Annotated in this window: 27 protein-coding genes and 1 pseudogene; 10 read left to right on the top strand and 18 right to left on the bottom strand. The window is 39.6% G+C overall.

The window, feature by feature from the left end; translation table 11 throughout:
* Positions 1-429: 429 nt before the first annotated feature.
* Positions 430-903, bottom strand: coding sequence for a ferritin-like domain-containing protein (locus MUB18_RS14630; protein ID WP_248753614.1), 474 nt, complete (start codon positions 901-903; stop codon positions 430-432).
* Between the two features lie 127 nt (positions 904-1,030).
* Positions 1,031-1,234 (bottom strand): hypothetical protein, encoded by a 204-nt coding sequence (locus MUB18_RS14625; protein WP_045755969.1) that lies wholly within the window; start codon positions 1,232-1,234, stop codon positions 1,031-1,033.
* A gap of 249 nt (positions 1,235-1,483) precedes the next feature.
* Here MUB18_RS14625 and MUB18_RS14620 point away from each other — a divergent pair, with 249 nt between their 5' ends.
* The 3 genes from MUB18_RS14620 to MUB18_RS14610 all read left to right on the top strand — a co-directional run bounded on the left by MUB18_RS14620 (position 1,484) and on the right by MUB18_RS14610 (position 3,193).
* Positions 1,484-1,978, top strand: coding sequence for a hypothetical protein (locus tag MUB18_RS14620; protein WP_248753613.1), 495 nt, complete (start codon positions 1,484-1,486; stop codon positions 1,976-1,978).
* A gap of 82 nt (positions 1,979-2,060) precedes the next feature.
* Positions 2,061-2,672 carry a hypothetical protein gene (locus tag MUB18_RS14615; RefSeq protein WP_248753612.1) on the top strand — a complete coding sequence of 204 codons (612 nt, stop codon included), beginning with the start codon at positions 2,061-2,063 and terminating at the stop codon, positions 2,670-2,672.
* 47 nt (positions 2,673-2,719) lie between these two features.
* Complete coding sequence (locus MUB18_RS14610; RefSeq protein WP_248753611.1) at positions 2,720-3,193, top strand: ankyrin repeat domain-containing protein; 474 nt, start codon at positions 2,720-2,722, stop codon at positions 3,191-3,193.
* Between the two features lie 62 nt (positions 3,194-3,255).
* Here MUB18_RS14610 and MUB18_RS14605 read toward each other — a convergent pair whose 3' ends face one another.
* The 7 genes and pseudogenes from MUB18_RS14605 to MUB18_RS14575 form a co-directional block, all read right to left on the bottom strand.
* Positions 3,256-5,445 carry a catalase gene (locus MUB18_RS14605; RefSeq protein ID WP_248753610.1) on the bottom strand — a complete coding sequence of 730 codons (2,190 nt, stop codon included), beginning with the start codon at positions 5,443-5,445 and terminating at the stop codon, positions 3,256-3,258.
* A gap of 20 nt (positions 5,446-5,465) precedes the next feature.
* On the bottom strand, positions 5,466-6,017 hold the full coding sequence (locus MUB18_RS14600; RefSeq protein ID WP_248753609.1) for a ferritin-like domain-containing protein: 552 nt from the start codon (positions 6,015-6,017) through the stop codon (positions 5,466-5,468).
* A 128-nt stretch (positions 6,018-6,145) separates the two neighbouring features.
* Entirely contained in the window at positions 6,146-7,684 is a 1,539-nt protein-coding gene (locus MUB18_RS14595; protein WP_248753608.1) for an FAD-dependent oxidoreductase, read from the bottom strand.
* 810 nt (positions 7,685-8,494) lie between these two features.
* The gene (locus tag MUB18_RS14590; protein ID WP_248753607.1) at positions 8,495-8,824 is read right to left on the bottom strand and encodes a sensor histidine kinase; all 330 of its coding nucleotides are present in this window, start codon (positions 8,822-8,824) and stop codon (positions 8,495-8,497) included.
* A 45-nt stretch (positions 8,825-8,869) separates the two neighbouring features.
* A pseudogene (locus MUB18_RS14585) lies at positions 8,870-9,415 on the bottom strand (PAS domain-containing protein); the annotation flags it as partial.
* A 181-nt stretch (positions 9,416-9,596) separates the two neighbouring features.
* A complete protein-coding gene (locus MUB18_RS14580; RefSeq protein WP_248753605.1) occupies positions 9,597-10,094 on the bottom strand; it encodes a hypothetical protein in 498 nt (165 codons plus the stop codon).
* A 16-nt stretch (positions 10,095-10,110) separates the two neighbouring features.
* On the bottom strand, positions 10,111-11,259 hold the full coding sequence (locus MUB18_RS14575; RefSeq protein ID WP_248753604.1) for a zinc-dependent alcohol dehydrogenase: 1,149 nt from the start codon (positions 11,257-11,259) through the stop codon (positions 10,111-10,113).
* 401 nt (positions 11,260-11,660) lie between these two features.
* Between MUB18_RS14575 and MUB18_RS14570 the strand changes: the two genes are divergently transcribed.
* Together MUB18_RS14570 and MUB18_RS14565 are read left to right on the top strand one after the other, a co-directional pair.
* Positions 11,661-13,544: a PAS domain S-box protein gene (locus MUB18_RS14570; RefSeq protein ID WP_248753603.1), complete on the top strand. Its 1,884-nt coding sequence runs from the start codon at positions 11,661-11,663 to the stop codon at positions 13,542-13,544.
* Positions 13,545-13,855: 311 nt separating this feature from the next.
* Complete coding sequence (locus MUB18_RS14565) at positions 13,856-14,146, top strand: hypothetical protein (protein ID WP_248753602.1); 291 nt, start codon at positions 13,856-13,858, stop codon at positions 14,144-14,146.
* A gap of 187 nt (positions 14,147-14,333) precedes the next feature.
* Here the strand turns inward: MUB18_RS14565 and MUB18_RS14560 are convergent, their stop codons facing one another.
* Together MUB18_RS14560 and MUB18_RS14555 are read right to left on the bottom strand one after the other, a co-directional pair.
* Positions 14,334-14,888: a DUF4142 domain-containing protein gene (locus MUB18_RS14560; protein WP_248753601.1), complete on the bottom strand. Its 555-nt coding sequence runs from the start codon at positions 14,886-14,888 to the stop codon at positions 14,334-14,336.
* Between the two features lie 55 nt (positions 14,889-14,943).
* A complete protein-coding gene (locus tag MUB18_RS14555; protein WP_248753600.1) occupies positions 14,944-15,201 on the bottom strand; it encodes a hypothetical protein in 258 nt (85 codons plus the stop codon).
* A gap of 426 nt (positions 15,202-15,627) precedes the next feature.
* On the opposite strand from MUB18_RS14555, the gene MUB18_RS14550 reads away from it, so the two are divergent.
* Together MUB18_RS14550 and MUB18_RS14545 are read left to right on the top strand one after the other, a co-directional pair.
* Positions 15,628-16,128, top strand: coding sequence for an RNA polymerase sigma factor (locus MUB18_RS14550; RefSeq protein ID WP_248753599.1), 501 nt, complete (start codon positions 15,628-15,630; stop codon positions 16,126-16,128).
* 102 nt (positions 16,129-16,230) lie between these two features.
* Positions 16,231-16,446, top strand: coding sequence for a hypothetical protein (locus MUB18_RS14545; RefSeq protein ID WP_248753598.1), 216 nt, complete (start codon positions 16,231-16,233; stop codon positions 16,444-16,446).
* Between the two features lie 260 nt (positions 16,447-16,706).
* On the opposite strand, the gene MUB18_RS14540 is transcribed toward MUB18_RS14545, so the two are convergent.
* The 5 genes from MUB18_RS14540 to MUB18_RS21870 all read right to left on the bottom strand — a co-directional run bounded on the left by MUB18_RS14540 (position 16,707) and on the right by MUB18_RS21870 (position 20,759).
* Positions 16,707-17,228: a ferritin-like domain-containing protein gene (locus MUB18_RS14540; RefSeq protein ID WP_248753597.1), complete on the bottom strand. Its 522-nt coding sequence runs from the start codon at positions 17,226-17,228 to the stop codon at positions 16,707-16,709.
* A 620-nt stretch (positions 17,229-17,848) separates the two neighbouring features.
* Positions 17,849-18,562, bottom strand: a complete 714-nt coding sequence (locus MUB18_RS14535; RefSeq protein WP_248753596.1) for a LytR/AlgR family response regulator transcription factor — start codon at positions 18,560-18,562, stop codon at positions 17,849-17,851.
* Between the two features lie 4 nt (positions 18,563-18,566).
* Positions 18,567-19,574: a hypothetical protein gene (locus tag MUB18_RS14530; protein WP_248753595.1), complete on the bottom strand. Its 1,008-nt coding sequence runs from the start codon at positions 19,572-19,574 to the stop codon at positions 18,567-18,569.
* 44 nt (positions 19,575-19,618) lie between these two features.
* Positions 19,619-20,548, bottom strand: a complete 930-nt coding sequence (locus tag MUB18_RS14525) for a hypothetical protein (protein ID WP_248753594.1) — start codon at positions 20,546-20,548, stop codon at positions 19,619-19,621.
* 85 nt (positions 20,549-20,633) lie between these two features.
* Entirely contained in the window at positions 20,634-20,759 is a 126-nt protein-coding gene (locus tag MUB18_RS21870; protein ID WP_262917499.1) for a hypothetical protein, read from the bottom strand.
* A 321-nt stretch (positions 20,760-21,080) separates the two neighbouring features.
* Here MUB18_RS21870 and MUB18_RS14520 point away from each other — a divergent pair, with 321 nt between their 5' ends.
* The 3 genes from MUB18_RS14520 to MUB18_RS14510 all read left to right on the top strand — a co-directional run bounded on the left by MUB18_RS14520 (position 21,081) and on the right by MUB18_RS14510 (position 22,806).
* On the top strand, positions 21,081-21,623 hold the full coding sequence (locus MUB18_RS14520) for a hypothetical protein (RefSeq protein ID WP_248753593.1): 543 nt from the start codon (positions 21,081-21,083) through the stop codon (positions 21,621-21,623).
* Between the two features lie 324 nt (positions 21,624-21,947).
* Positions 21,948-22,454, top strand: a complete 507-nt coding sequence (locus tag MUB18_RS14515) for a MauE/DoxX family redox-associated membrane protein (RefSeq protein ID WP_248753592.1) — start codon at positions 21,948-21,950, stop codon at positions 22,452-22,454.
* 10 nt (positions 22,455-22,464) lie between these two features.
* Positions 22,465-22,806 carry a hypothetical protein gene (locus tag MUB18_RS14510; RefSeq protein ID WP_108160853.1) on the top strand — a complete coding sequence of 114 codons (342 nt, stop codon included), beginning with the start codon at positions 22,465-22,467 and terminating at the stop codon, positions 22,804-22,806.
* A gap of 37 nt (positions 22,807-22,843) precedes the next feature.
* Here the strand turns inward: MUB18_RS14510 and MUB18_RS14505 are convergent, their stop codons facing one another.
* Both MUB18_RS14505 and MUB18_RS14500 read right to left on the bottom strand, forming a co-directional pair.
* Positions 22,844-24,316, bottom strand: a complete 1,473-nt coding sequence (locus tag MUB18_RS14505; RefSeq protein ID WP_248753591.1) for a TlpA family protein disulfide reductase — start codon at positions 24,314-24,316, stop codon at positions 22,844-22,846.
* 1 nt (position 24,317) lies between these two features.
* Entirely contained in the window at positions 24,318-25,673 is a 1,356-nt protein-coding gene (locus MUB18_RS14500; protein ID WP_248753590.1) for a RagB/SusD family nutrient uptake outer membrane protein, read from the bottom strand.
* Positions 25,674-25,679: the final 6 nt, after the last annotated feature.

Below are 25,679 nucleotides of genomic sequence, written 5' to 3'. Positions count from 1 at the left end.
CTGTTGAGGCTTAAAACAAGGATCAATGTAGTCATCTTGATGGTCTGCACGGTGTCATGATGTTTAATTTTATCGGAACCGCTTGATGAAAATATGGGTTGAGCCCTAAGAATGGAGCAGATCTGGAGGGAAGAGTTTTGCAGAAAATCGGATGAAAGAGTTAGGAGCTGATTTTAGGATCAGTAAGCTTTGTATTCGGAGGTCCTCGGGGGATGTCTTTGCTTGAAGTCGGGCTGGTCCAGGTAGCACGCCCATCCCTATCCGCACTAAAGCTACAGAGATGGTTAGAGACGAATGATTACATTTTTTTAGATGCAGTAACCCCTCTGGCATACCATAAAAAAAGGGGAATTCTCCCCTTTCTTATGCGTAAGCGCTTTAGCTCTTGCAAATCATACTTTCTCACTGTTCAATATGTACAAACCGGCATCAATCGGCTGCTAACACCTGATCTCGCAGTGCTTTAACCTCATCATGCGCAACCAGTTGACGGCTCAACTGATCTCCTATTAAATGTTGAACAGGGACAGACAATGATTCTCGATCCTCCGCTAATATTTTCTTGTACATATCTCTAAAGGCATCTTCCCCTTTTTCACAACTTTCTAGTAAACTTTTTCGATCGTTTCCAGCGACGCTTACTTTTATATTCATCCACAATCTAAACAGCTTACCGCTCAGCATGGTGCTGTCTGTAGGCTCCTCTCCCTCTCGTATCACATGAGGTGTGAGTTCAGTGATAAATCGCTCCGATTGGAGGATATATTTTGCAAATATTCCACCTAGATCGTCTATATGCATACTATGCGCGAGATCTAAAGCTGTTCTATATCCAGCTATTCGATCATTATTAATTTTTATCAAATCGTTGATCATTTCCGGATCATTTACTTTACTGTCCATAACTGCTCTTTTAAAATATTATTAAATTAAAAATATGATTACCTGTTTATAGGTCATACAACTCACCTAAATAAATCGTTCAGACTCGGACCGATTTCCCGTATTTGTAATTTACGTATGGGAGAGCCTATTTTTTGACCTGTTCTCTTGGAAAGGTATCCGGCTCAGGCATATCGTTCAATTGTTCGTTTTGCGGATCAACACCAGCCTCGCCATCACCTTCTTGTTTCTTATGTCTCTTATCCACAACTGAAGTAATGGTTTTCTTTTTCTTCGGCTGTTTATCTTCATCGATTAGACCGACTTTTGCATTTTCATTTTTTGTTGCCATGATCGTATTGATTAAGTTTAACTTAACATATAACGTGTCGGCAGGTCAAAAGTTTGTATTTTCTAAACCGTATAAAATACCTAAAATAAAAACAGAATACTTGTTCTGTCCCTATAATATCTATTTAAACGTACTTGATGGAGGTCTCCATCGATCAAAGCACTAGTACATAAACTTTTCTTGTCCCAGATGTGTTCTTTGCATGACAAGATCATCAATAGAGTCATTTAAATTATAAATCAAATGAGTATGGATCAGACTTACGCCTATGTACACGAACTGTTAAACCGTCAGATGGCGCTACGGGCCAAAATTGAAGCAAGTCCACTTGCAGGAGATATCCAGTTTGAATACGGTAAAGATTACTATCAGGAAGAAACCCGATCGATGGGACTGCGCATGATCCGAGATGGATTAGAAAAGGAAGGTGAAAAACTGATCTTGGATTTTGTTACGGAACATTATCCTGGAAATGAAGAGCGTGAAAAGAATTGGATCGGTAAGATGATGCATGAACTCGAAGCCATCACGCCGACTCTCATTGAGAATCTCTTGGCAGATGGCTATCGTGCGCTACAGAGCAATGTTGAACTGCCCAATGAAAATGCCCTATTCTGCCCTATTGAAGACCTAAATCGCGATACGAAACGGCTATTATTTATGGATAGCACGATTTTAGTTGATCTGCAACAAGCTGATGCATTTGAAAATCTAGCAGGCTGGGTCTATTATCCGGCCAAGTAAGTATCGTGTTTCTACGTAGAAAAACAAAAAATACAATGGTTAAAATAAAAGTCAACCTAAGGTTGTTATAAATTAAATAAAGATGAAAAACATAATCCCAACTCAAAAAGAAGGCAATAAATTAGACTGTTTTGAATCGGTTGAATTTTCGACGACGGAAATAGCAAGCAAGGCTTTCATGGTCGCATGTATCAACCTACTTGCCATCAACGACTGGCACCGTATTGCCGAAATTCCAGCGGCAGTTTTTAACCTGGTGGATCGCCGGGGCATGGAGCTGCACCGCCCGCTGCAGTTACATGATTATATTAAAATTGATATCCCTGGTCCAGGATTACCCAGAACCAAAGGGTTCGACTGGGTCAATGTCGTCCATATGGAGTCCAAAGATCTGTCCGAATTTAAAATCTTATCGATCAGTTTGAAGCCTTGTCCTGACCCTACCGATCCAGAAAACAACGATACGGCACATTTTTTCGAAGGCATCGCTACGTCAACCCTAATTGTTGAGCAACGGAATAACAGCCTGCTGTTTCAATATGCAGGTCGTAATGAAGTGTTGAATACGGAGAATTCGCATCTGGTGGATAATGTGCGAAATTTTATGGTGGGACTTGGAGCTATAATAGGTGCCTCCTATCCACAATGGAAAGCTCTGATCAAGGGATTTGCCAATCAGGTAAAAGAAGCGTAAACGCCTAGTAACCTGCATTTTTTATAGACACTACATATCTACATTTTATGACTCAAATGACTGAAATCACCCTTCATGCTGCGCGGATAGGCAATTTGGAGGTACTCCAAGAATTAATCCGCCAAAACATAGATGTCAACTGCAGGGATGAAAAGGGCTTCACCCCGCTCATCATCGCCTGTTACAATAATCGAAAAGATGCCGCCAAATTATTGCTGGATGCTGGAGCTGATGTCAATGCACAGGACAATGGCGGTAATACCGCACTGATGGGCGTCGCCTTTAAAGGTTATGTAGAAATAGCCACTCTATTGATCGGTTATGGTGCCGATCTCGACCTACAGCATGGCAATGGTGGTACGGCACTGATGTTCGCTGCGATGTTCGGCAGAAATGATGTGTTACAGCTCTTACTGGAAAGTGGAGCTCAAAAGGATATCGTAGATGTCCGCGGTCTTTCGGTACTGGAGCTTGCTGCCCAACAGGGTAATGAGCGCGCCATCGCAATTTTAGAAGCTTAAAGAATCAAAATACAAAAAATACATCCAGCTTAAGCTGGGTGTATTTTTTGTATTTAAATGTTCTACGCTGGAACTAAACGTGGCTTTTCACGATTCCAGAAACGGTGTTGTGCGATTGCTTTGATAAAGAGCGCCGCAAGTCTAAATCCCTTATTACCGTAAACAATTCCTTCAGAAAGTACCGTTTCCTCTGAAAATTCATCGGGGATTTTTTGGCTAAAGTACGTCGCTTCTAATATTTGTAATGCCTGTTCATCTGCAGCAATAGCCTTGCAATGCTTGAAAGCCTCATTGAGAAAATGCACCGCATTGGCCTCAGCTTCTAACGTCGCCACGCTATTCGTGCCCCCTGGGACATAAACGGCATCATATAAAACTGAGGCTGCAGTAAGAAAGCTCTCGTCAACGGGAATCTGGCTGTTATCTGCAGCAAGTAAGACTCCTAGTTTTGGTGCAATAATATGGACGAAACCGCCCGCATCTTCAAGGGCTTCTTTCATGGAATTGAGCGACTTGGCATCTACTCCATCGGCAGCAAGTATCGCAATTTTACGGCTGACAATTCCATCTTTTACCGTATTTTCCATACTCAATGCTGCGGATCTAGCGATTGGTGATTCGACTTCTATCGGCTGATAATCGGTGACAACACCATCTGCTGGTATGCTTCGATTAATCGGTTGCTCTATTTTTTTAGGCACTTTTAATCCCAATTGAAAAGCCACTTCCGCTGCAATAGCCGGATCGACCAAGGATAAGATACCAAGCATACGCTCCCGGATAGCAATGGTCTTTACTTTTCCTAGCTCAAAGCTAAAAGCATCAATCATATGATTTTTTTCAGGTTCGGACTGACTGTTGAAAAATAATCGGGCTTGACTAAAATGATCAAAAAAACTCTTACTTCTATTCCGTATCTTCTTGGCATCAACCCGTTCCTGATAAGAGGTGAAACCACCATCTGCCTCGCGGACTTGCTGTGGGTCGTTATTTCCCAAAGCATTGGGTCCGTAGCTCGTCTTCCCTTTGTTAATTTGTTGGCGCATAAAGCCGTCCCGCTGGTTATTATAAATAGGTACGATCGGACGATTGATCGGTATTTCATGAAAATTAGGTCCTCCGAGTCGAATCAGCTGGGTATCGGTATAGGAAAATAACCTGCCTTGCAACAAGGGGTCATTCGTAAAATCAATACCAGGTACAATATTACCAACATGAAACGCAACTTGTTCCGTTTCTGCGAAAAAATTGTCAGGATTACGGTTCAAGGTCATCTTACCAATTCGTTCAACTGGAACAAGTTCTTCTGGAATAATTTTAGTAGGATCTAACAAATCGATTCCAAATTTAAACTCATCTTCTTCTGGTACAATCTGGACTCCAAGCTCCCATTCCGGAAAGGCACCACTTTCGATCGCTTCCCATAAATCTCTTCTATGGAAATCTGGATCCTTGCCAGAAATATTCTGGGCTTCGTCCCAAGCCACGGAATGTACCCCCAATAGCGGTTTCCAATGAAATTTTACAAAACTGGCCACACCCTTTTCATTGATCAAGCGGAAGGTATGTACCCCAAATCCCTCCATCATGCGGTAACTGCGCGGTATGGCACGATCACTCATCAGCCACATGATCATATGCGTGGACTCGGGCATTAACGAAATGAAGTCCCAAAACGTATCATGTGCCGAGGCTGCTTGTGGAATTTCATTGTCCGGTTCTGGTTTGACCGCATGTACCAAATCCGGAAACTTCATGGCATCTTGAATAAAAAATACGGGCATATTATTGCCCACTAAATCAAAATTTCCTTGCTCAGTATAAAATTTTACGGCAAATCCCCTGACATCTCGCGCGAGATCGGTCGACCCTTTGGAACCTGCAACGGTGGAGAAACGCACAAATACTGGAGTTTCCACTTCTGTATCATTTAAGAAGACAGCTTTAGTAACCTTGTTCAAAGGCTTATACAATTTAAATACGCCATGTGCGCCTGAACCTCTTGCATGGACAATGCGTTCGGGAATGCGCTCATGATCAAAATGTGTCAACTTTTCTCGAAGAATAAAATCTTCCAGTAAAGTAGCTCCCCGTTCTCCGGCTTTTAACGAATTTTGATCGTCATTGATCAACAAGCCATGATCGGTCGTCATCTGTTGTCCGGAGGCATCAGCTATATGTGGCTGCAGCGACTGGACTTTTTTATTGTCCACCGGCTTGGTGGTATAATCTTCGGTTTTATTTTTTTTCATGGGGTTGATTTTAATAGGTTTTACGATTCTTCTGATGCCTGATAATTAACTCCTTCTTCGGCCACTTCTGTCAATATGAGATCAGCTGCTTTTTCTTCTTCCAAAGTTTGCTCTAGGAGTGTCGCTACCTCGGTCAATCCCAGTGTGGCAGCAAGCTGCAGCAGACCACCATAACTCGCAATTTCATAGTGTTCTACTTTTTGGGAGGCTAGTATAATACCCACATCACGGGTTGCCGTCCCTGCTTCTGTACTTTCAATGATCTCTTCGCCTTCTTTGGCCAAGCCCTCCATGGCATTGCATTTTTTAGCAATTGGCTCTTTTCCCATGATATCAAATATCGTTTCGAGCCTAGCAACATGTCCTTCTGTCTCTTTCAGATGATTTTCGATGGCCTTGCTGAGTGCTGCTGAGGTAGCAGCTTTAATCATTTTCGGCAAGGTTTTAAGGAGATGGTTTTCGGCCCAATACAGATCCCGGATGCCATCAAAAAAAAGTTCATTTAAAGCAGGCTCAGAATGAACCGACGTTTTCATTTTAAATTTTGGCGTTGTGCCCGTTTCGTTTTTCATAATGTATTCATTAAAGGTGAAAAATTAAAATTTGATAGTTTACTTCGGAAGCAAACTGAAAAACTTACAAGAAAGTGAGCATATCGCTTCATTAATATCCTGCTTCTTGGTTGCTTTTTCTTTCTTGTTTAATCATCTCCATTTATTTCATAAGCAGGTAAGCCTGTTGTGGCTGGACCAGTAAGCAAAAGGCCAGTCGGATCATATCGAGCGCCATGACAAGGACAGTCCCAGCTTCGCTCCGTGCTATTCCACTGCACGACGCAGCCGGCATGTTTGCACACTGGATCTACCGCAAATAACTGACCTGTGTCATCTTTAAAAAGGCCAATATCTCGGTTTTCAAAATTGATAATGCGCCCCTCTCCTTTGGCAATTTCGGCATAGCTGTGGATCTTGGATACCGAGAGCTTATCGGTAATCAGATGTTTGGCGACATCTATATTTTCAGTCATAAAATTAGAAAAACCGGCAATTGGCTTACATCGTGAAGGCGAAAATAGCGCTTCATACGTACTTTTGCCATGCACAATCAGGTCCGAAATGATTTGAGCAGATAAGGTTCCGAAGATCATACCGTTACCGCTATAACCAGTTGCCACAAATATCCGCTTGTTCTTTTTACCTGGAAAATATCCAATATAGGGTAAGCCGTCGGTACTTTCGTAATATTGCGATGACCACTTATATACGACTTCTTTCACCTTATATGTATTTCTGACAAATGATTCCAGTTCTGTAAAATTAAAATCTGTATTGTTGTGCTGACCGGTTTTATGATCCTGCCCCCCTACTAGTAACAGTTGTCGATCTTGATAGTCGGCTTTTCTAAAATAGTGAAACGGATCTTGCATATCATAAATAAGGTCTTCAGGATAAGATTCGTTATCTGCTAATTCGATCCCCATCACATAACTACGGTAAGGAGCTAGTTTGAACGTCAACAGATGAACTCCCGGTGGCGTATGGGTAGCATAGACCACATGATCAGCATAATAGCTTTTATCACCTGCTGTCTCTACACGTTGAAAACCTTCCTGATCAATGATTTTGACCACTTTTGTATTTTCCAGAATATGACCGCCTAATTTCAAAAATTCAGCATACAGCGCTTTTAAATACTTAAGGGGATGAAAGCGTCCTTGCCCTCCAAACTTTATCGCCCGAGTAAAATCCATCGGACCAGGGATATTGTCGACAAACTCGGCATGAATACCCACTTCGTTGATGGCTTCTAAGGTTTCGACCAGCTCTTTTTCTTCGTCCTGCTGTGTCGCATACATGTAGCCATCGCAACGGCTAAAGTCGCAGGAAATCTGAAATTTTTCAATAAAACCGGCTATTTGTTCTAGTGCCTGTTGAACAGCCTCAGCAGCCAGTATGGCTTGTTGTTTTCCAAAATTGGAAATGAGTGTTTGATAGGGTGTATCCAATACCGTATTCAGATGAGCCGATGTTCCGGCGGTCGTCCCAAATCCGACGGTATGTGCTTCAAGAATTAAGCATTTCTTACCTTGCGCTTGCAACTTCAATGCGGTCGTGATACCTGTTATACCAGCGCCAACAATAATGACATCAAACTGATCAGAGGGTGGCACCTGCTGGTAACCCTCCAAATCTTCCAGATCTTGCCATAAGCTTATATTTTTACCGTCTCTTTTAATCATAGCTGAACCGTTGAATTTGCTGTTTTTAATACTTTAACAGTACTTAAACGTTTATTAAACTGATCTTGTTAAATCAATCGAGTTGATTACTGCCGCATGGGCTATTAACCTGATACATTTACGCTAGGATAACAACCCCTTCATCCTAATCGTTCATAAATTGTCGATAAGGGGCATAAATACCTATCAAAACATATTTATACGTTGCACGCGACTTTACAGTGTGAAATTTGTATTAGGAAATGCTACTCTTAGATGTAAGCATGATATGCCGCATCTGACAAGCACGGCGAAAATGGCGGTAAAAGGAATAGAGTGAGCAAGGTTATGCTGATATCGTATGTTAAGTTGTATACTTTATCCTGCTCATGGAGAATAAAAGGGAGATTTTCTACCTTAATATTGAAATCCCAAAAGATCCGGCGTTATGATAGGTCGACAGCACTGTTAACTTCGCAAAGTTTAGTGACTGGAATGTGTTTACTTCTATGTGGAAAGCATACATATTCATCATTAATTGATACTATTACATATTAAGACGAAGCCCATAAGCGGAGTCCGGAAAAAATTTATTTTTATTTTGAGAATTTAAAGACAATTATTATTTTTATACTGCTCTCTCACGGAGTCTTATCATAAAGATTACTACAGATTAACGATCAAGTCCTAAGATCCCCTCTTAGGACTTTGATAAAAAAATTATTACTCAATTTTTATACAAATCATCTAAGGTAATACGTCACAAAATAGGATGACAGAATAAATGCAATTATCAAAATAAAGACCTCCTATAAAATAGCTTGATGCATCTTAATTGGAGACTAAATATACTATAAATTCGGATCCGTGACCAAGCTTACTTTTTACCAGAATTTTACCTTTCGCATTTTTCACAATACTGTTAACTAAATATAATCCCACTCCGGAGCCATCTGCCAATGAGGTCGCTCTTTTGAATTTGTCAAAAATAGTGGCTATATCTTTTTCAGCCATACCGATACCATTGTCCTTAATACGGATAACCATGAAGGCATCTTCTTGGTAAGCGTGAATTTTTATGTCAGGTTCGCGGTCTGCCGGTGTATATTTGATCGCGTTGCTGAGAATATTGTACAACACACTACGAAGCTTCCGTCGCACAAATTTGATCTCGGATACTTCAATATTTTGAGAAATGTTGGCATTTTAAGCGATGATCTGCGGAGCTAGTGCCAGTCTGACGTCTTCCAAGATATGGGGTAGATCCAATAGTTCTTCAGCCGCCTGATATTTTTGTTTTCCCCAGCGACTTTCTGTTAAATCGTAAATGACCTTTTTGATATTGACCAGTCCCCTCTCCAGATTTTCGATCATCAGCTTAAACTTTGATGATTTATTTTCTGGCAATATTTTGAGCAGATCACAGGTTAGATAAAGACCTGCTAATGGACTTTTAATATCATGAGCGATCTGATCCAACAGTAATTCATGTTCCATAATCAGTTTTTCCTGCTCTTTCAAATCTTTGATCCGAGCCGTTATATCAACAAATGTAATAATGACACCATTTGTTTTACTATCCTTTCGCGTGATATAGGGCAGAATATTCATCAGATACCAGCGCATGTCCGTAGTCTGACCTTCTTTTTCCAGCATTTTACCTGTAGAAATCACTATACTGATAATATTGGGATATCTAAAATTTTCATTAATATCTTCCAAAGAGAGTCCGATATAGTCTTGTTTTAAAACAAGTAATCGTGCAACAGATAAGAATTAAATGATTGTATGTCAATACGTTTAAGGCATTGACTGTAGATAGAGTGATATTTATTAACAGGCTAACGGAGGATATCAAGCAATATTATTCCATATTCTAATGAATTGGAAAATGGCAAAGCCATCAATTATATGATGGCTCAGCCTTATTACATTATTTTGTTTTGATCCGCTTTTTCAGTTGATAAAGAGCCACTACAGCTCCAAGGGTAGCTGCGGCCATAACCATTTTCTGTATGAGCACCGGTCGATTGTATTTCCACTCTGCATTCCAGCCTCTCTCCACGAATATATTGGGAATCTTTCCTTTTGCTAGATCATCCGCTATACCCTCCACTACGTTTATCCTATCGGCCAATAGTAAAGGTAACCAATGACCATAACTAGATTCACTAAATTGAAAAGCATATCTTCTGACCATCCCACTGAGTCTAGTTGGCGGTACTGTCTCCCCTATTACGGCAGAGTAAGTTGGCCTTTCATTGGAATGTAATACTTCCACACTTGGCTTCTGTAGGGCTGGACGATCCCAATTGCTTCGCTGATGATCGTCTCCCGTATAATTTTTCATCGGATATGTGGGTTCATTGTCCGCATCTGCATCAATGCCCCAGCCCGGTATGTTTTTAAAATGTTCTTGCTCTTGTTTCATAATAATTCAATTTATGTTATCCTTTTCCTGGAATAATTACGGGTTTGATGCAACCGTCAAGTTTTGAAGAAAAAATATGATACGCATCCGCGACCTCCGATAAAGGAATGCGGTGGGTAATGATGCCTTTTGGATCTAAAACCCCCGACTTAATATGTTCAATCAATCGCGGCAACAACCGTTTGACTGACGCCTGATTAGCACGAATGGTCAATCCTTTATTGACCACATTTCCTATGGGAACCAGATTATCTGTCGGGCCGTATACACCTACTACGGAGACAATGCCTCCTTTTTTAACAGCATTGACTGCCCAATGTAGTGCCGTTGCTGCACCTGCTTGCAACATGAGCTTTTTACCAGTAATGGTATGGAGCATGCTTCCACAAGCATCTGACCCAACGGCATCGATACATACATCAGCACCGAACCAATCCGTTGTCTTTTTAATAAAAAGCACTGGATCTACCAGAGATTTGAAATTATAGGCTTCACATTGAGCATACTGACGAACAAAATCCAATCTATACTCGAGATGATCAATCACAATGACACGTCCTGCTCCAAAGAGCCATGCACATTTAGCCGCCATGATACCGATCGGTCCTGCACCAAACACCACGACAGTATCTCCTTTTTTAATACCACCCATCTCAGCAGCTTGATAACCTGTCGGGACTACATCCGTTAATAGCAAGGCATCATCTAAATCCATACCTTCGGGAATGACGGTTGGACCAACATCGGCATAAGGAACGCGCACATATTCCGCCTGTCCACCATCGAAGCCACCTGCAGTATGCGAATAGCCAAATATTCCACCAACAGCCGTTGCCATAGAATTTGATTCGTGACAATTGCCATATAGCCCTTGTTTACAAAATGCGCATTGTCCACAGGCTATATTAAAGGGTACTAGCACCTGATCCCCAACTTTAAGTTTTTGTACCGTCGGACCAACTTCTTCCACCACACCGATAAACTCATGTCCAAAAGTGCTTCCCACGCGAGTATCTGGAACCATGCCGTGATACAGATGGAGATCTGAACCGCAAATACAGGCTCTGGTGACCCGTATAATGGCATCGTCGGGATGAAGTATTTCTGGCATCGGTTTTTCGGCTATCCGAACCCGCTTAGGCCCTCTGTAATTCATTGCTTGCATAAAAAAATCTCCTTTCTAATTTAATAAATAGACAGTTAAGTATTTGTTAAGGTGAACAATTCCGAGGTAGAATCGTTTAATTTTTTCTGCAGCAGCATACTATTCCAGTATTAATAGTTAATAGGAGTTGTAAATACCCGACATAGTGACCTAAATACTTGCTAGTAACTACCTTCAAATAAGTATTTTTTGCGTATTAATGTGCCTATCCAGCAAATTCGAAATACCTTAAAAAAACGATACGACGATCTACAGAGATAATGAGTAACGATTGTAATTGATCCACAGATTGCATTCTGATTGAATAATTTAATAAAAAATTATTCGTTAAATATAATATTTATAGTATTTTTACTATTAGTGATTATCCTATTCATTTTAATAAAATAGTATTTATCAGCATGGAACCTAATCAAACACCTGGAAGTATAGCAACTCTAGAAAAGGAAAATGAGGAGCTTAAAGATCGAGTAGCACAACTCACAGATTTTATAGAGCATGGAGCAGTACCCCTTCACTGGGTCAATGCGGATGGTATTATCATATGGGCAAATCAAGCAGAACTGGATTTGTTAGGTTACGATAGAGATGAATACTTGGGGAAGCCGATTACCGATTTTCATCAAGATCCAACGATTATTCATGAGCTCTTTAAGCGCCTTTTAGATCATGAAACATTGAGAGACTATCCCGCCACATTAATATGCAAAGATGGAACGTTGAAGTATGTGGTGATCAGTTCAAATGGACTTTTTAAAGATGGCGAATTTATACATTCCCGATGTTTTACAAAAGATATTACTGCATTAGTGAGAGAGGAAGAACGGCGAAATCATCTCATGCATTTGCTTAAGAAAAGCGAAGAAAGGCTGAGATTAGCCATCGAAGCAACCGCATTAGGAACTTGGGACTGGGTGCTGGAAGAAGGAAAAATATATTTATCTACGGAAACGAAAAAGATATTGGAGCTGGAGGATGATATTTTATACCCCGATCATATTCTTGCGCTTGTTCATCCCGATGACCGGGGCGAAGTGAGCCTTAAAATCGAAAGATTACAACATCATATTTCGGATAGGTCTTTTGACTTCATCTGCCAAACCAACAAATCAACGGTCAACAATACCTGCTGGATAAAGGTGCAAGGTTTAATACACTTTGATACCGATCAAGGATTGCACCGGATTATTGGATCCATCCTCGATATTACCGATCTTAAAGTCGCTGAAACGACGAATGCAGAATTGGTTGCTATTGTCAACTGCTCTAACGATGCTATTATTGGAAAATCACTGGATGGGACCATCACGAGTTGGAACCATGCAGCCCAAGAGGTATTTGGCTATAGTGCTGCTGAAATGATCGGCCATTCGACTGAAAAATTAGTGCCAGAGAACCTTAAAGATCAGGAAAATGATCTTTTACAGCGGTTGCGAACTGGTGAGTCTCTGAAACATTTTGAAACTAAACGCAGAACTAAATCCGGTAAACTACTGGATGTTTCCTTGACCATATCTCCCATAAGTGATGATCAAGGAAAAATTTTTGGTATCTCAAAAATTGCCCGCGACATCACGGATAAAAAGCTCGAGGAGAGACGGAAAAATGATTTTATTTCCATGGTCAGTCATGAACTAAAAACACCGTTGACCTCCGTACTATTATTTACCCAAGTACTGAAGCAAAAATTTAATGACAGCAACGATGATCTTGGCTTGCAGATGACTGCAAAAATTGAAAATCAAGCTAAGAAAATGAATTCTCTGATCCGGGATTTTCTGAGTCTAGCCAGAATCGAAGAAGGAAAATTGCAGGTAAATATAGAACCTATCTCGCTCCTCAGTTTATTTGAGGAAATTAAAAACGAAGCAGAACTCTTGATCAACAAACATCATATTACATTTGCATGCGACAGCAATATCACCATTATGGCTGATCGGGACAAGATGGGGCAAGTATTGATGAATCTCCTTTCTAATGCCATCAAATATTCACCTGATGGCGGAACCATTACATTAGGATGTGAGAAGTTTGGTGAAAAAATTAAATTATATGTTCAAGATGAAGGCATTGGGATCGATTTGGCAGATCAAAAAAAATTATTTAACCGGTTTTATCGAGTAGATAGCGAGCAAACTAATCATATTTCGGGATTCGGTATCGGACTGTATATTGTATCGGAGATACTTCGTTACCATCAGTCTACCATTGAATTAGAAAGTAAAAAAGGAGTGGGTACAACCTTTTACTTTTTCTTGGATGTGACCCCTGAAAGTCAACGCTGAAGATCTCATCATACATTATACTAAGCCACCATCGCATACCCACAACTAGCCTATAAAACATCTTATCTACACTGAATTGATTAGTTTCCCTATACGGACAATAAATACTCATATTGAATCATTGTTCGTTTTATACACGATCCTTTCCCCTTTTATGACCGATATCTTGTTGCACCAATATTTTATTCTCAAATAAGCCAATGAAGGGAGTCGTTGCGTACTTGTTCCTTTTTTCGGGTATTTTACGGCTCAACTATTTGTTGTGCGGAGCTGTTCTTATAAAATAAATTAGACCCTTAAAAATAAAAACGATGAACTTACATGCAGAAACCGCCGACAAAAGACTAGGTCTTATCGTGGCAGCAATGATGGTCAATCCAGATCAATCCGATAACCAAGATCCAAACCGATCCTCCCACAATGACACGGACGAAGATGATGATAGCACTCTTACCCATCCAGATCCTGAGTTAGAAGATCCAAATGCTAAACCAGAACGTCATCAGGAACATCAAGAAAGCGACCTGGAGGAATATTCACGTGATGAAACTCACGGTCGGGATCGAGATGATTTAATAGACCCGATCGACCCATTGAATTAGCCGAAGCGATCAACATGATGCAGCTCCTGATGATGAGATGAAAGGGATCATGTCGCGGATGTTAACAATCTGACCGATCAGGTCATATGTAAAAAAATCACGTTAAGTTAGCATACAATTTATGATATCTAACTTAACGTGATCTCTCATATTATGAAGTTCATGACTTCAAATATTTATTATGTTCTTACTTGTTTACGCTGCCCAGTGTATGAGGTGGGATACTAACGGCAGTTTCGGTCATGTCATCTGCAACAAGTACACGAGCTTGGTCCAGATGTGCTTTAAGTCCTGGTAAAGTACCAATGATCCAATTTTTAAGTTCGGCGTTTTTGATGTTTTCATTTTTAGCAGCATCTTCAAATAGCGCAATGGCTTTTTGATGTGAAGCGACAGCATCGTCTTTAAACGTGCGATCAAAGCTGGTACTATCCGCACCATTTACCTTGTCCCATTCCTTTTGATGGTCGGCATCCAGTCCGTCCACCAAGGTTATGCCCTGTGTAGCAGCCATTTTTTGAAGGTCACCAATTTGTTTTTGATGATCATCAATCAACATACTGGCATAGGTCTTTACCGCATCATTTTTTGATTTTTCACTGGCGAGCTTGGCAACAGCAATTTCATACTGATTGGACATATACGCTTTAGTGATAAATTCCTGTTCTGCATTTTGCTGTTTAAAAGCGAGAAGGGCAATAATTCCTAGAAATATGCCGCATAGTTTCAAATTTCTGATCATAATGTTAAAATTTAAAAGTAGTCTTGCTCTTTTTCTTCTTTAGAATAATTTTTTTTTAAGATTGATGGTCTTGCTGATCGTGGCCCTGTGTTTTTACGATTTTATTATAAATACCGAATAGTAAAAATGGCGCGACCCACTGTCCAACAAATAGTGCGGTATGCTTATGACCCACACATTTTAATGCTGCTGCACCAACCATAGCCGTGATGGCCGCACATAAATACACTTTAGAAGGTATTTGAGCAGTTTTATCTTCGATCTTTTTCGTTGTTTCCCCTTCTGTAGGATTTTTGTTTTCTAAATTTTCCATCTTGGTTTTTTTTTAAGTGAGTGATATTATTTCATATGTTATACTTCAAGAATCAATCTCTACCCACAATCGTTCAATAAAAATATGATTAGGGTACTTCACACATAGCCAATAGGTGTTTTCATACATAAAATATTGATTTTATGTGTTATACCAAGTATGTGGTAAATGCCCATTTCAAAAAAATAAACACCTGTTTGCGTCTACTACTTTAAGTACTCTTAAAGAAATCATATTGCTCAAAAACCCCTTTGTAATGGAAATGATACACTTTTTTAAAGCAGAATACATAACAGTACTTTATACCCATTGCTATCTTCTTTTTCGCACAGCAAGATCTGGATTAAACTATTAGCGCATATTATACGTTATTTTAGTATCGATTAAGTTAAATGGATTAAGTTAATATGTTAATTAGGAGATTTTATGGAAAATGCAGATCTAAATGTCTTGTTCACGGAAAAAAGACAACAACTCAACCAGTTCGCCAGTCAATTTACATCCGATTATGATGAAAAAGAGGATCTGGTGCAGGAAACCTTCATTCGAGCATTAAAATCCATTCATAATTTTATCCATGATCCAAAATTGATGACCTGGCTATATGTGATTATGAAAAATATCTACATCAATCAATACCGCCGTGAAAAACGAAAAAGCGCCATCTACGATGAATATGTTCATACCGATTATTTCGATGGTATATCGATCAATCAAACAGAAAACAAGATGATCCATGATGATATCAACAAAGCATTTGAAAGCTTATCTGAGGATAATGCCGAAATATTTCGTATGTACCTGGATGGTTATAAATATCAGGAAATAGCTGAGGTCTATGATCTTCCCGAAGGAACCATTAAATCACGGATCCATGTGATCCGAAAAACATTGAAGGAAAAATTAAAAATGTATCAGATCAATTGATACGATATCATGGAAGAAGGCAGTCAGAGATATAACAATAATGTCCAATCGACCTTAAACTAAATAAAAACACTTGACAACGTTAAACTAAACTAGACAATCATGAAAAAAATGAAATTTTTATTTGGTGCTATAATGAGTATAATTTTAGCATCAGCCTGCGGAAACAGTACAAATCATAATGAAAATAATATGGACAGTATGTCTACGGATACCACTATGCAGCGAGATACCATGATGCCCGATACAAGCATGATCCAGTATCGCGATTCCAATTCGACAGAATCATCAAATGGTGTCATCCCACCTACCTCATAAGGAAACTTCAGTGCTGTTATGACGAGCAGGGTCTCTTATTCTACTTAACTCAGCATAATACGTAGCTTCTATATTTAAATCTCCAAGACGATGGTCTCACCATCGTCGTTTGGAGATTTTTTGTGTTTTGTCTGGTCAATAGATCATCACCACGCTTATTAAGAAAAGATGACCGAAGTGATCAACCGTTAGGGTCAAAAACAAAAAAAGCTGGCTCCTAAAAACCAGCTTTGATATTTTGACTATTGAGTCCGTACCTTTTATTGAGCCTCTCCCACATTGGCTTCATCCATGGCAATTTCGGTCAGTAAAACATCTGTTTCTTTCTCTTCGGCAAGTGTAGCAGCCAAAAATTCTTCCGCTTCCGTATGTTCCATCAGCCTGGCATAAGTGACCAGACAACCGTAACTGGCAATTTCATAATGTTCCACTTTCTGAGCAGCACAGATCAACGCTGCATCTAACACCTCTGGACTGTCCTGGAACTCTTCCATAATTTCTTCAGCCTCGTTCAAAAGGCCTTCCATAGCTTTACACTTTTTGCCCCTTGCGGTCAGATCTAAACTGGAGAATACGGATTTTAACCGTTCTATCTGGCCTTCTGTCTGCTTATAGTGCGTTTTAAAAGCTTCCTTCAGCGTATCACTATGGGCTCCGTCTGATAACTTTTTTAGTCCTTTGAGCAATTGTCTTTCAGCACCTAGGATGTCTTTTAGTTCATCTACAAACAACTCATGTAAATGTGCATTTGGCATTTCGCCCGATTTGTTTTTACTAGCCATAATCATATCTTTTAATGTAACAAATAACGTTAGATCAGAACTCTTCCAACTAACTGCGTTTAGAACTCATCAACTCGATGAATAGTTCACAACAAGATGGATATTGCGTATAAAATTCAAATGTCAGGTAAAAACTACGGCTTCCTATAGAATTTTACATCGATTCGCAGGTCATGATTGATGAAGTTCTATTTCAAATAATTCGTCCCTCCAAAAAAGAGAGACGAATGACAGAAAGTAGTGGTTATAGCAAAAGATCAAGCGATCATGTAGCACTACCCACGGTAACTATTTCGCAGACGCTCCACATCCACATCGCGGTAATAGCGTTTGTTTCGGGTGCGTTTGGCCACGCAGATATACCCGTCCCGTTGTAGACGGTAGAGCGTTTCGGTTGAAATACCCACGTAAGATTTGACATAGTCCGCATCCCGCAGCTTTACGTTGTCCTCCTCCATCTGCTCACGAAGTATAAGATAGCTAGCCAACTTTCGCTTGGTAGCCATAAGCTCCAACAAGATTAATTTTTGGGCATAGGAGTACCCTGGGCTTATGAGAAAGCCCCTTAAATGGCGATTTTTACGCATAGTTATATATTTAGATTTATAATAGTAAGCCCATCAATTTATATTGTACAGTCGTTTTAACCCTACATCACTTACTTTAAGCTGCAGGTCCGGTCGGTCCGGCAGTACAAACGTTTTATCAACTATTTTTGTTGTAAAATCTGTATTGACAATAAAACCGCGGTGTACCCTTACGAAGGTTCTTTTTGGCAAAAGCTGTTCGGCCTGTTCCATCGTAAGGCGGTACTCAAAGTCCTCCTCTGCTTCACGTAAATGAAAAATGACATAATTTTTGATAGACGCAATCGCGACCACGTCACCGAATTTAATAAAACGGTCTGTGTTTTTAAATTTGAACCACTGCCCACTCGGTTCTATTTCCAAATCAATCTTAACCGTGATATTTTTCTGCTCCAGAGCGCGCTTAAAGGCAATGTATAAATCGGGAAAACTGACCGGTTTGATCAGATAATCTGCAACAGCCATTTTAATGCCTTTGTAGCTATATTTTTCTGTTTTGGTGTACAGAATAACTGGTGGTCTTTTATCAACGGGCAAAGTAAGATAAAGGTCCAGTCCGGACATGTCGGGCATTTCAACATCGAGCAATAAGACATCAGGCGGACAGTCAATGATGGCATTAAAACCATCAATGGCTTTCGTATAGCTCTTCACTTCTCCCATCTGCGGAATTCCTCTTAATGCTTTTTCAGCTTTTCGGATATCGAATAAATCATCATCGATAATCATGACATCATATTTGGCCATTGGATTAAGATTTAAAGGTTAATTTAATAACAAAGTATTTCTGATCATCAAGAGCATACTCCAGTTCAATAAAGTGATTGTTCATCTGCTCATAAAGCCTGTTAACAAGTTGTAATCCTTTACCTGTCCCATGCTGCAGATCTGCCGAGGATATACAATTTTTAATCTGGAGCTGCATTCCGTGCTGTGTTCTGATCCAACGGATGACAATCGGTTCTACCGGATCACAGGGACTATAAGCAATGGCATTTTCAATCCAGGTCATCATAGACAGCGTGGGCACAGATCTGTTCCACATTCCCCGATCCAGCAATTCATCCCCTTCGACCATAAAACTGCGGTCCGTGCTATAGGAAACCAATAGCATTAAGTAATGCCATTCCTCTTTTAAAGGAACCAATACGGTAGGCTTAGCTATTTTATCGGTCACATACTGAAAGAAATCCAGGCTTTCGCTCTGAACAGATTTGGGCTGGACACGGACAATATTGTACAGCCGCCTCATAAAATGACCGGACAGCAATTGCACATCGGACATGCTGTGCAGCTGTGCCCGTACTTTTTTGGAAAGCAAATACGTATAGAAATGTGCCCAAGCAAAATAGTCGGCCGCCGCGATCACAACAAAGAAAAGCAGACCACTACTAATACGGGAAAGCAGCTCGGTTCGATGTTCTGGTTTCCAGTCGGTGGTAAATCCGTTGAAAAACAGCGGTACCAGGTCATAATAATAGTACTTGACACACCTATAGGTCATCCCCACGCACAGCAAAAGCAACAAGCACCATACAAACCAAAACCTACCCTTAGCTAGTGCCATTCGATAACAGATGTACATGGCTGAAAAGAAGAGCATAAAAGGCAGTACATAGACGGTAAAAGTCAGTGGTGTAAAAAGATGGAGCTTACCGAAATTGACAATCGTCAGGCCCAGTAATAAGATTAACAGACAGATAGCCATACGCTTCAAAAGACTATGCTGGATTGATGTTAGGATTGATTGCATATTCATTATACTCAGGTTTATATTGACAAAGGTTAACTCAAACATAATAATTAACTATCAGTAAAACAAAAAGCTACTTCAAAAAATTGCCTGTTCTTTACGTCAAATAAATATTTTTTACGGTTATATTCGAACGGAGCTAGCCAGCTTCCCTTTGCTGTAATACCTTTCTTTCCTAGTGCATCCTGTCCATTATACTGATGTATAAAAGCCCAGTTTTCCCAATAGATCCATCCCTGCTGCATCATCTGGTGAAATGCCATCTGCAGCGCGGAAAATGCGCCCATCATGAGTTCTTCTCCCTGTCCTTTCGCCGTATCCATAATAGTTATAAAAGGCGATATTTGCCATTGGACAGCGTTATTTGCCCGCTTCATAAATGAGCAGAGCACCGGGATCTGGAAGCGGCACGCCAGTTTAAAAATATTGGTCCGCCAGTAGAAGAAGTGGCTTCCAAAAGGAACAGCCAGCTTTTGTCCACCGATACCCTCCTTCTCTTTTCCCACCCCTTCGTCGGCATCCATAAATATCAACACCAAGCGTTTATGTTGAATAGCCCGCAGGATATGTCGGAGTGAGTTTGCCTCATTTGCATCAATACATTCCAGTTGATTTTGTAACATTCCGGCATCCTCGAGTTCCGATCGGTAATAGTTGAGCTCTCGTTCCAATACAGCCCCAGATACCAGTAAGGTGACCTGATAACCCATTTGCACCAGCAATTTGGGCAACAGTCGGTATGGACCATAGTGAAAGGTGATCAAGATCCCAGTGATTTCAGCCCGCTCAACACCGGCCTTATTCAATTGACCCAACCTTTTTAAAGGGAATTCGCGGTATAATGTTTCAAAATTATCCCGATTGTTGATCCAAGTGGTATAATGCTCCCATAAGATGGAGACCGGTTTGTCCTGAAAAAACTGCTGGACATTTGCCAGCCACATCAACCGGTGTAGATTTTGTTTTTCTTTTACTTTCATATCGTTTACAGCATATGGATAGCATCATTCAATGAACCAGAGAGAAGACAGCTTCTCTCTGGTTCGGGAAAAGCATTTCTCCTAACTAAAATGAAGAAGGCCAGCACTTGCCGCTACCTAAATCAATTAGTGGAGTATCTTCAGTAAAAAGCTCAAAGATTGAACTTCCTTCAAAGACTACCGGCTCGATTTTTTGAATTTCGATTTCCATAATCGTCTATTTCGTTTACGACCTATAACCATCCGGGTCAGGTCAATCCCGTTGCCATAATGGGCAGTTATTTCTCCTTTTTGCTGGCCAGCAGAACAAATATGAAAGTTGCTTTCTAAATAAAAAATAATTGGGAAATATTGCTTTATCGAGGGATAAAACGATATTTCATCCAAATACCCTCGCTAAATGTTTGGATTCATCCCTCTATCAAGGTGATTCGTCCCTACATATGCCTTTATTTCCCAAGAATTGATTTTGCAAACATCGTTTAATAAATTGTGGGTCTATTTTATGCTCAATACCAGCCAATACTTAATTATGAAGAAAAGTAAGGTAGAGATTTTAGCCAGTTTTTTAATAGACATCCATGCAGAATGGGTATCTGCCATACCTGAACTAACGGATGCATTTGAGGAGATCCGCTTTGTTAAGGGCGAGTACCTGACCAACAACTGGGGAGAGCTCTATCTTATAGCCGAGGGTTTATTTGGAAAGTATGAAAAGACCTGTCCGGTCAGGTATGCCATTAATGGCGAATCGCTGATGATCCCCTACCACAGGCATGACTATCAGTTTATCGCACTCAGTGACTGCAGGACATTCATGACCACACGGAAACAGCTATATACGATTAATGCGAAAAACCCAAAGCTTTTCCCGATCTACGCCAGCCTGATGGACAAACAGCAACAGTATCTGGATTATCGGGCAAAGTTGCTCTCATTGCCCAATCCTGATAAATATGATTTTGTCTTTGACAAATATCCGGATATACGCCAGTATATCAAACATAAAGAATTAGCCCAGTTTATGGGGATCAGTGAAGAGTTGCTTCGTCGACTTATACGCGAAAGAGAATAGGCATTTTCCCAATAATTTGGGTTTTTATGCCCAATAATTTGGGCATAAAAACCCAAAACATAGTGTCCAAATTCCCAAAATATAACAGACAATGCTGTTGATATTTGTAATAGCAGATCGGATGAAAGCATTTATGTCCGTCAAACTTAATCGTATCAGTACCATTTTCTTCCGATCTGCTCACTAAAAAAACACATTATGAAACAGTACAAGAAAAAATTTGCAACCTTCCCCATCGGCGGGTAAGACCCGCATACAGGAAATCAGTTAACGGGAGTTGACTATTCCGTCGCATGGATAGAAGAAACATCACAACGCAAAAACATGGAACATATCATCAACAACAAGGGCAACAAAGTACACCCGGCAACATCCACAAAAAATGGTAGTTTAATCCGTCGGAGTGCACGTTGGATCAAGCCTCGCATACCTACTTTGATTATTTATGGCTATGCTTTTTTATATTTCTATACAGGAATTGCGAAGCTGCAAATTATCGCTGAATTTATTCGGGGAAACAGCAAGATCCCCTATTTAGGGAAATATGCTGAACTGATCGGCTGGGGCATTCCCATCTTGGAAATCCTGCTGGCTGTATTATTGATTGTCCCGGTAAACAAGATAAAGCGTTTTGCCCTACATGCATCTACTTTTTTGATGGGCATATTCGCACTTTATCTGACCTTAATGGTCGCTTTTGTTGAAAAAAAACTCTGTAATTGCGGAGGTGTGATCGAATCCATGGGCTGGAAAACACACATTATCTTTAATGTGGTCTGGTTTATCGCCGGAATCTACGCCCTAAAAAAAACAAAAATTATAAACAATTAAAACTAAAGGTATGAAAACCTCATTAAAAAATTTCACAAAAGTGCTACTTGGAGTAGCTGTATTAGGCGGTGCGGCAATGACGCAATCATTTACACAAAAACCAAAAGCTGATAAAAAGTTAGCGGGGGTTCATCGTTTTTATAATAAAACCGGAATTCCTTCAACTAATCCTGCTGATTTCATTTATCAAGATGAGGAAAACCTGTTATGTCAGGAAAATCAGGAAAAAGATTGTTCTGCAGAATGGAATCTTGGTACTGCAAATCCTGTAGTCGGTCAAGCGCCACCTTCGACAGCCACTATAGTCCCCAATAGTGCAGAAAAAGGCGAATATCAAGAACCTATGAACTAGGTTGCAAAAGCCGGAAATAATACTTCCGGCTTTTGTATTAATGAATCAAACTTTTCTCTATGGTTTTTATCAGTGTTTCGGCACTGGAACTAGCTATTCCTAAATTGACATTATCCGAAGTCTCAATTAGACCATTCTTACCCATCAAAATTGGAAAAGGATACCCATTTATTCTAAGGTTTTTTATAAGAACATGATTATTACCTTCTCCGTTGGTATATAGTTTCAAACTATGTTCAGAATTATATTTTTCAGATTCGACCGACCTCCTCCAAACTTCGAAATTTTTATCGATACTTACACTCACAAAAACAACATCTTCATTTTTCCTAAAATGTTCTTCAGCTTTTGAAACCTTGTTTTTAAAATAAGTAACACAATTTCCACAACCTGTATAATAAAAATCAAAGAAAACTACTTTACCCAATAGATCATTTTTTGTCCAGCGTTTACCTTTCAAATCTGTTAATTCAAAATCTGGAAAAGGCATTCCCGCCCCAATTGCCCTCATTTCTTCCAGCTTAACCAATCTCATCGGTGACTTTGTTATTGAAATCATCCAATTCAAAATATTCAATCTGTCAGCTCCTTTTACTTGATAAAATGTCCTGGATAGATAAGCATAAGCCATTTTTTCTAAAGATTCGCCTTTAAAGTCAGTTTGCAACTTATGTAACTGATATTCTACTTTGTTCTCCTCTGAAAATGTTGCCTCTAATTTTGAATAAAGTAAATAAAAAAGCATATAGTCTGTCGATAGCTTCATGTTTCCCGGAACTGCACCATTCCCATAATTAGATTTAAATTGATTGAAAACATCTTTAATCGCTCTTGTTCGCTCTAGATCATTTGATACAAAAGATAGTATTAATGGCTTCAAAAAATAAGCAGTATATATTTTATAAAACATATTGGTGAGCATCCATTTTTTACAATTACTATCGAAACCAGTTTCATTGATCAATCTTCCAACTTCAATATTCATATCAACAGCTCGATCATAACCAAATGATCGAGCAAAATCACTGGTAAAATAATCAAGTGTTGTTGGATAGTTTGGATAAGTAATTCTATTTCCAACTATTCCATCTAGTTTATATTGCAATTCATATAGGGCCGACCCACGTCCGTTAATGGAAATACGATCAAAATTACGCTTTGAATCATTATCCTCAATAACAATACTGTCGGTATTATTCACAAACCAATTTGCAATTAAACCATATCTAGTTCCTCTCGAATATAAATTAACGGTTAATATAAAATTATTAGGTACTTGGTCCAGTTTGATGGTGCCCACTCCGCCCTCAAGTGGAAAAATATTTCCATTAATCAGTTCTGTTTCATTTTTTAATACATCGGCATGTTCATCCAGATGCTGCACAGTAACCACTGCCTTGTCGTATGAATCAAATCCTTTCAATTGAATCGTAAAATTTGATTTGTTCTGTGCTTCAAGTAATAAAGTGCGACAAAGTATTATAAATAAAATTATTATCTTTTTTCGCATATTATCTTGGGTTTTGGGGCATTTCACTAATCAATAACTCTTTTTGCGGAATTGGAAGAGCATACTTAGGATCATTAGGCATTAAAGTAATCTCCACGCCGTTGATTTTCCTTTTCATAAAAACTTGCTGCTGCAAAGTTTTATTAAGCCGCTTGATATCGGACAGACGTAAACATCGGAACAATAGAGATTTACGCCTTTCTTCCAGAACAAGTGATAATGCATTATTTAGATCTTTAAAAGCAACCTCGCTATATTGACCTACCTTCCAACGCGTTGACATGAATTTGTTAAACAAAATCATTGCATCATTCAATTGCTCGGTCCGTATCAAACATTCAATTGCATTGAGATATACCTCATCTAAAGCTAATCCTGCAAAACAATTTGCGACGCCAAAGTATCCACCTTTAAAACGAGGTAATCCAGCATTTAGACGAAAGAATAACTGCTTACGAAGATCATTTTCGGCATAAGAACGATAAAGTGTACTATCGATCACGTGATTAGTCTGAGACAGCACTGCTGGATTTGCGATATACACCGAAAATATCACCTCAGCATTAAAACGGTCAAATGGAAATGAAGCCGCCGTATTTAATTTATTATAATCTAGCAATACATCATTATTGGATAAACAAAGCCGCGCATAATGTAGAGCGGTACTATAATCCGACATAGCAAGATAGACCCTCGAGAGCATAGCCCATACCGCCATTCTTGATGGTCTCATTTTATTAATTGCTGTGACCGGCAACAATGACTCCGCATCTTTTAAATCGTTGACGACGTGATCATAACTAGCCTTCACTGAGCTACGGACCATTTTATCATTGACATTTCCAGAACTTTTGATCGGAATACCTAAAAGATCATTCTCACTGTACGCTTGACAGAATTCAGATAATAGCGCATAATGGTAAAATGCACGATAGAATAACGCGCTACCTTTTACATTATCCCAACCTTCGGGATCAGTCATTCTATTGACCTTGTTAACTCCCTCGTTTATGATATTTATCTGCAGTAATTTCTCGTAAGCATCGTGCCAGCCTGCACTTCCTTGTCCTTCATAAAAATCATTTCCACCTTTTGCCCATGAATAGATGTTGCGTGCCGCAACTGTACTCAGTGCATTGTATGTAGCATCAGTAAGATATAGGTTGTCTGCTGTAACTTCCATGTTTCCAAAAGAACTAGATCGATTGAATTCAGAAACATTGTCTAACCAAGCCTGAAGGTCTTTAACACTCGTAGGCACAACCAATGACTGATCTGGTTTTACCTCGAGCCATGAACTCGAACAACTTATTGTTGTGCATAAAAGGACTGCTGTTATAGCATATATTATTTTCATATCATC

The organism is Sphingobacterium sp. PCS056, from assembly GCF_023273895.1.
In the GTDB taxonomy this organism is placed as follows: Bacteria; Bacteroidota; Bacteroidia; order Sphingobacteriales; family Sphingobacteriaceae; genus Sphingobacterium.
The sequence above is the reverse complement of the archived record's forward strand: the minus strand, read 5'-3'. Positions and strand labels throughout refer to the sequence as shown.